The organism is Roseateles sp. P5_E11, from assembly GCF_054049355.1.
Genome location: NZ_JBFUMO010000455.1, coordinates 1 through 4,803 on the forward strand (window position 1 = coordinate 1; position 4,803 = coordinate 4,803).

The 4,803-nt window shown below is 65.1% G+C and carries 8 protein-coding genes; 2 read left to right on the forward strand and 6 right to left on the reverse strand.

Annotation, left to right across the window (positions count from 1 at the left end; genetic code table 11):
• On the forward strand, positions 1 to 330 hold a 330-nt coding region (locus ACXJKR_RS24385), incomplete at its 5' end, for a putative motility protein (protein ID WP_457325009.1).
• On the opposite strand, the gene ACXJKR_RS24390 is transcribed toward ACXJKR_RS24385, so the two are convergent.
• The 4 genes from ACXJKR_RS24390 to ACXJKR_RS24405 all read right to left on the reverse strand — a co-directional run bounded on the left by ACXJKR_RS24390 (position 321) and on the right by ACXJKR_RS24405 (position 3,156).
• On the reverse strand, positions 321 to 611 hold the full coding sequence (locus ACXJKR_RS24390; RefSeq protein WP_457325010.1) for a hypothetical protein: 291 nt from the start codon (positions 609 to 611) through the stop codon (positions 321 to 323). The genes ACXJKR_RS24385 and ACXJKR_RS24390 overlap by 10 nt on opposite strands.
• Positions 598 to 834 carry a hypothetical protein gene (locus ACXJKR_RS24395; protein ID WP_457325011.1) on the reverse strand — a complete coding sequence of 79 codons (237 nt, stop codon included), beginning with the start codon at positions 832 to 834 and terminating at the stop codon, positions 598 to 600. Before ACXJKR_RS24395 ends, ACXJKR_RS24390 begins: the two co-directional genes overlap by 14 nt.
• Entirely contained in the window at positions 831 to 1,019 is a 189-nt protein-coding gene (locus tag ACXJKR_RS24400) for a hypothetical protein (RefSeq protein ID WP_457325013.1), read from the reverse strand. The genes ACXJKR_RS24395 and ACXJKR_RS24400 overlap by 4 nt, the downstream gene beginning before the upstream one ends.
• Before the next feature lie 241 nt (positions 1,020 to 1,260).
• A complete protein-coding gene (locus ACXJKR_RS24405; protein ID WP_457325014.1) occupies positions 1,261 to 3,156 on the reverse strand; it encodes a glycoside hydrolase in 1,896 nt (631 codons plus the stop codon).
• 74 nt (positions 3,157 to 3,230) lie between these two features.
• Between ACXJKR_RS24405 and ACXJKR_RS24410 the strand changes: the two genes are divergently transcribed.
• Positions 3,231 to 3,509, forward strand: coding sequence for a hypothetical protein (locus ACXJKR_RS24410; RefSeq protein ID WP_457325015.1), 279 nt, complete (start codon positions 3,231 to 3,233; stop codon positions 3,507 to 3,509).
• 50 nt (positions 3,510 to 3,559) lie between these two features.
• Here ACXJKR_RS24410 and ACXJKR_RS24415 read toward each other — a convergent pair whose 3' ends face one another.
• Both ACXJKR_RS24415 and ACXJKR_RS24420 read right to left on the reverse strand, forming a co-directional pair.
• Positions 3,560 to 3,796, reverse strand: a complete 237-nt coding sequence (locus ACXJKR_RS24415) for a hypothetical protein (RefSeq protein WP_157281400.1) — start codon at positions 3,794 to 3,796, stop codon at positions 3,560 to 3,562.
• A complete protein-coding gene (locus tag ACXJKR_RS24420) occupies positions 3,762 to 4,400 on the reverse strand; it encodes a hypothetical protein (RefSeq protein WP_457325016.1) in 639 nt (212 codons plus the stop codon). The genes ACXJKR_RS24415 and ACXJKR_RS24420 overlap by 35 nt, the downstream gene beginning before the upstream one ends.
• Positions 4,401 to 4,803 lie beyond the last annotated feature (403 nt).

Genomic DNA, 4,803 nt, shown 5'->3' on the forward strand with positions numbered 1-4,803 from the left:
GCAAACGGCGCCGACGCTAGCACCGAGCGCGGATATGCCGGGCCTCAGCTCTTCACCATACAAGCTCGCCTTCGTGCCAGGCTGCTCGTTCCGACTCAAGTTCTGATCAGGCCTGCCGATACATGCGAGATGGACATCGCCAACTCCGCCAGCGTCAACATCGCGTCGAGCAATACCCAAGGGGCAGCCGATGCGGTCGGCCTCCTGGTGCTGCGCAAGGCGATCGACATTCAGGCGGCGGGCGCCATGGCCCTGCTCAGCGCGCTGCCGCAGCAGCCGGCACTGGCGACCGAAGGCACGCTGGGGCGCAACGTGAACGTTTACGCCTGAGTAAGACCGGGGCGCGGTTCACGCGCCCAGAATCCCCCGACCACCGCGCATCGCCCCTCTGCCCCAACGCGAGACCCGGCGCCGGCATAGGGCATCGTGACGGGCGTGGGCGAATTGAAGGCGGCAGCCAATCGGGCGCCGAAGAGCGGGCCGGTGGCGATGGCCATCACCAGGTTCCCGTCGCCATCGCGGGCGCTGATCCTGCCGGCGGCGCTGTCGAAGGCCCAATGGCTGACGCCGGCCTCGGCGCCAAGATGGCGGTTCGCATCAAGCAATCCCATGATCGTCTCCTGCTCTGGCGGCGAACTCGGCGACGGTGTCTTGCCACTCGTTCCAGCCGCCTTCCTTCACCTCGATGGCGCACAGAAATTCCATCTCGAAGCGCTTGGCCTGAGCCTCACGCCTGAGCCTGGCTCGCTCTTCGACCCGCTTGGCCCGGGCCGCGAAACGCCGCGGCATCTTCTCGAGCAGCGCGGCGAAGCCGACAGGTTTGTTGACCATCAAAGCACCGTCCTCCGCGGGTCCAGTTCGGTGCCTTCCCAGGCCTCTTCATCGGTCGTCGGCTGCGCGGCGAGGTGCGGCGCGTATTCGGCTTCCCATGCGCGCAACTGGCTGATGGTGATGCGCAGCAGCGAGGCGCTGGCCCAGAGCGCGTCATCCGGGGCAAGTGGGGTGGATTGAGATTGCATGTTGGCTCCTGTTTTCGATGGAGCCAGTCTCGGAGCCGGCCGGCCGCGGGGGTATCGCCCTTTGGGGGTGCCGAGGGGGGGTGGGCGGGCGGGCATCCCCCGTCGTATCCCTCCAAAGGGGGATGGCGGTCGACTCGAAAGCCAACACCTCAGATGCGAGAAAGGCGCCTAGGCTGTTGATTTCGCTAGGGATTCGTGGGCCTACGGCACCGGAGCCTGCGTCTGCGCCCGGGAAGGTGTCTCAGCCAGGGTTCAGTGCCGTCGCGGGCGGGCAGAAAGTCCTGGGCAGCACCGAGCGCCCGCTGAGTCTGACGCAGTTCGGCTGCAGGCCCTGCCAGGCCCGGCTGCCGAAGTTGGCTGTCACGGCCCTGCCGTCTGCGTAGCTGACCTGCTGCACGCTGTGGTCGTCCGTGAGCCACGCGAAGGCCGTGAGCGCCACGGGTGCCGACACGCCGTGCACGGCCTGGAAGTCGTCATGCGCCGCCTTCAGMCAGGCGGCGGCACTGGCGAGGTCGCGCCGGTCAAGGTTCCACAGAGTCGGCACGCCATACAGCAACGAACGAGCGTAGCGGCGCGCTTCCTGGCCCACCACCTTGGTCAGGCTGAGCTCCCAACGATCCACGGTCACCAACGCGTCGTGGTAGACCGCATCGAACAGGGGCAGGCGATCAGCGGGTTCGAACAGAGCGCGTGCTTCGTCAGCCGTGGGCGTGAAACGGCCGAAATAGATCGGAGGGCGCTCCGGTGGCCAATAGCCGCTGAAGCGCTTGTCGCTGAGCAGGGGCCAGAACGCCGCCACGTGGGCCTGCCCCGTGCCGTGCGAGTAATGCGTGACGTCGGCGCTCCAGGCGGTCACGTTCTCCGAGCCCAGCACCAGGCCGAACTTGCGCATGCCCAGTTTCAGGCGGGCCAGGATGTTGCGGCGGTCCTGCACCTTGGTCATGCGGTGCTCGGGGCTGAAGTCGTCGTAGAAGTTGCCGAAGCCGTCCACGTCGATGAAGACCTGGCTTGCACCGTCACGGATATGCCCCTCGTAGCGCTGCGCCGGGACAAAGCCTGCCGGGTGCCGTGCGATGGCTTCGCTGGACATCTGGCACCCTCGGCTGGCGAAGCCCGGCACGACGGCGCCCTGCTTGTCGCGCAGGCAGCCCGACGGGTAGAGCCCAGGGCCCCAGACCGCGGCCGGCATGTCTGCAGTGTCGTCAGGCTGGCCGTTGTCGAAGGCGTCGTAGGGCCCCGCCAGGTAGCCCAGGCCATGGGCCTTCTTCAGGTAGGCCGGCCGGACCAGGTGCTTGTGCGTCTTCGGGTCCTGGTCATAGCTGATCACGAGCTTGGCGATGCCCAGCGCCTTCAAGTCATCCAGGAAAGCGAGATCGCGGCCATCGCCCCAGAMGTACAGATGCGGGGCGCCAAACAGGCGGTCCAGTTCAGGCACCTGCTTGTCGGCAAAGGATCGCAACCGACCCTGCTGCCGCAGGTAGTCTCTGTAGAACAGCGCCGGTGCGAGCGGGTTGGGTGCACCGAGCTCGATCATCAGGTCCAGCGTGCTGGCACCGTCGGCGAAGTCATGCTTCAGGCTGGCCTGCAGCCCGTTCGAGTTCTGCAGGCAAAGCTCGGACTGAAAGCCGTCGTCCAGCGCGTAGGTGACGGCCCGCGTGCCTGTGAGGTGGGTCCACGCCGGGAAGGACAGCAGGGTGGTGCCGCCGAAGCACTGCGGGCGGTTGAAGACAGAGCGCCAGTAGGCATCGTTGACGCCGAAGGCCATGCCCTGCCCATCCGGCACGATCCAGGTTCCTGACGAGACTTCTGGCATGGACGCCTGCCAGCGCGTGCCGTGCTGCCCGGTGACCGACACCTTGAGCGCCCGGCCTTGTGTACTGAGGCGCACCTGCTGGCCTTCGCCGGTTGTCCAGGCCCAGGCCCCCGGGCTTGTGGTGACCGGGCTGTCATGCGCTTGCGCCTGGGGCTTGAGCAGGGGGATCGGTGCGGCATCGCCGTCGCGGGCTTCGATACGCAAGGTGGCGCTGTCGACGAGGTAGGTGACCGAGCCGGCGTGGACCTCGATCACGGCCGCCTGCGCGATGGTCGACAGGATGGCCAGCAGCAGACCGCCGAGGCCCAAGGCGCGGGACGTCATGGATTCAGATGGCTTTGTGCAGTGCGGGCGATTGTCGTAGCCACCGCCGCGTACGGAGCGGTTCGGACTTCCGCTTGTCGATTTCTGCCGTCTCGGATCGTCGTGAGGTTGTGGCGGCAGAAACCGCAGCGACTCCCGGGCCGATGCCCCTGGCCATCAACGAAGGAATCCTTATGCGCAACGGTCTTGTTCCCGTGTCGCCGTGCCGGTGGGTCCATCTTCATGTCGCGATCGTCGTGTGTGCCGTGGTCGCCGCGTTGATCCAGTCAATCTGCGCCGTGGCGCCCATGGAAATGCAGGGTGCAACGGCTTCGACCCCTTCTAGAGACGCGCCGCAGCGCAGCGACACCTGAGTGTCGGCCGAACTGGGCACGGTGCGCAGGCAAGCCGTTGAATCATTCGGTCAGAGGACAGTTCCATGAGAAGGATCGTGTCGGTCGCTGACGGCATCGCCGGGCGCGGTGGGCGAGCGATAGCCCTGCAGGCCGAGCTCGGCGATATAGCGTCCATCCAGCGCCTGTTCGACGCAGCACAGCAGGCGTTCGGGGCGCCTGACATCGTGGTCGTCAACGCGGGCGTGGTGGTCATCAAGCCGGCGCGCCCATTCAACCCCCTTCGGCATCGAGATCAAGGAGGTCATTGACCGCCGCGTCCTGCGCATCGGCACTGCTCTTCAAGTCCAAGGCTGATTGACRCTTGTCGAGTAGCGAGACTGCGCCCGAAACGATCAGCGCCAGCATCGCAACTCCGAAGGAGAAACATCCACCGATGAAAAGCAGCACGGCGTGCGATTCAAGGTGGCGGAAATTCGCGCCGGCGTAGTACGCCGCATAGCCTGCGGCCAGTGCCATGCTGGCTAGACCGCTTCCGGTCATGACAATGGCCACGAGAAGCAGGAACCAGCAGACAAGCATTCCGGCGAGGGGAACCCGCCGCGCGCTGTGGATATCGACAACCTTCTCAGAGAACGTGATTGATGCGACGAGGATGGCGACCAGAATTGTCAAAAAACTCTTTGCCAAGTCCTTCGACTCCGCGTAGTCCTTTTCCAGAAACAACTTCGCGTTGCGCTCGATGCAGTCAGCGAACTTGGCATCCGTCGACTGCAAGACCTGGTTCGAGCCATCCACGCAGATGGTCAAGGAGCCGGGCGCCTGGAACCACGGGAGGGTCAATTGCCTGGCAGCGAAGATCGCTAAGGCAGCAATACCAACGACTAAGAACCAGCGAATTGATTTGGTCATGGCTCCGTGTACAGGCGCGGGGAGGCATTGGATCGCCCTCAAGCAGTCGCACGTTCGCACGCAGGTCCAACCGAGCGAATCATCAGATGTGAGGAGGAAGATCGTTCGCATATCGGACTGTCACGCTTTTCCGTTCGACAGCTTGGCCCAAGGCGCGACGCCGAGCCGGCCGATGCATCGAAGCCGACGGCGAATTGCATCAGATGGCCGCCGGCATACTTAAAGAAGCGACGGGAAGGCGAGGATAAAAGCGACTCAATGGGTCGAGGTCATCGCGCTTGCCGTGGCCCGCCGCTGCCAAATGCGGACATGCTCCGTCTCTCGCGGTCCGGTCCGCGATGCCATTAGTCCCGTGCCACTCGGTCAACCGCCACCMGACACGAAAAAAGCGCCTAAGCCCTTG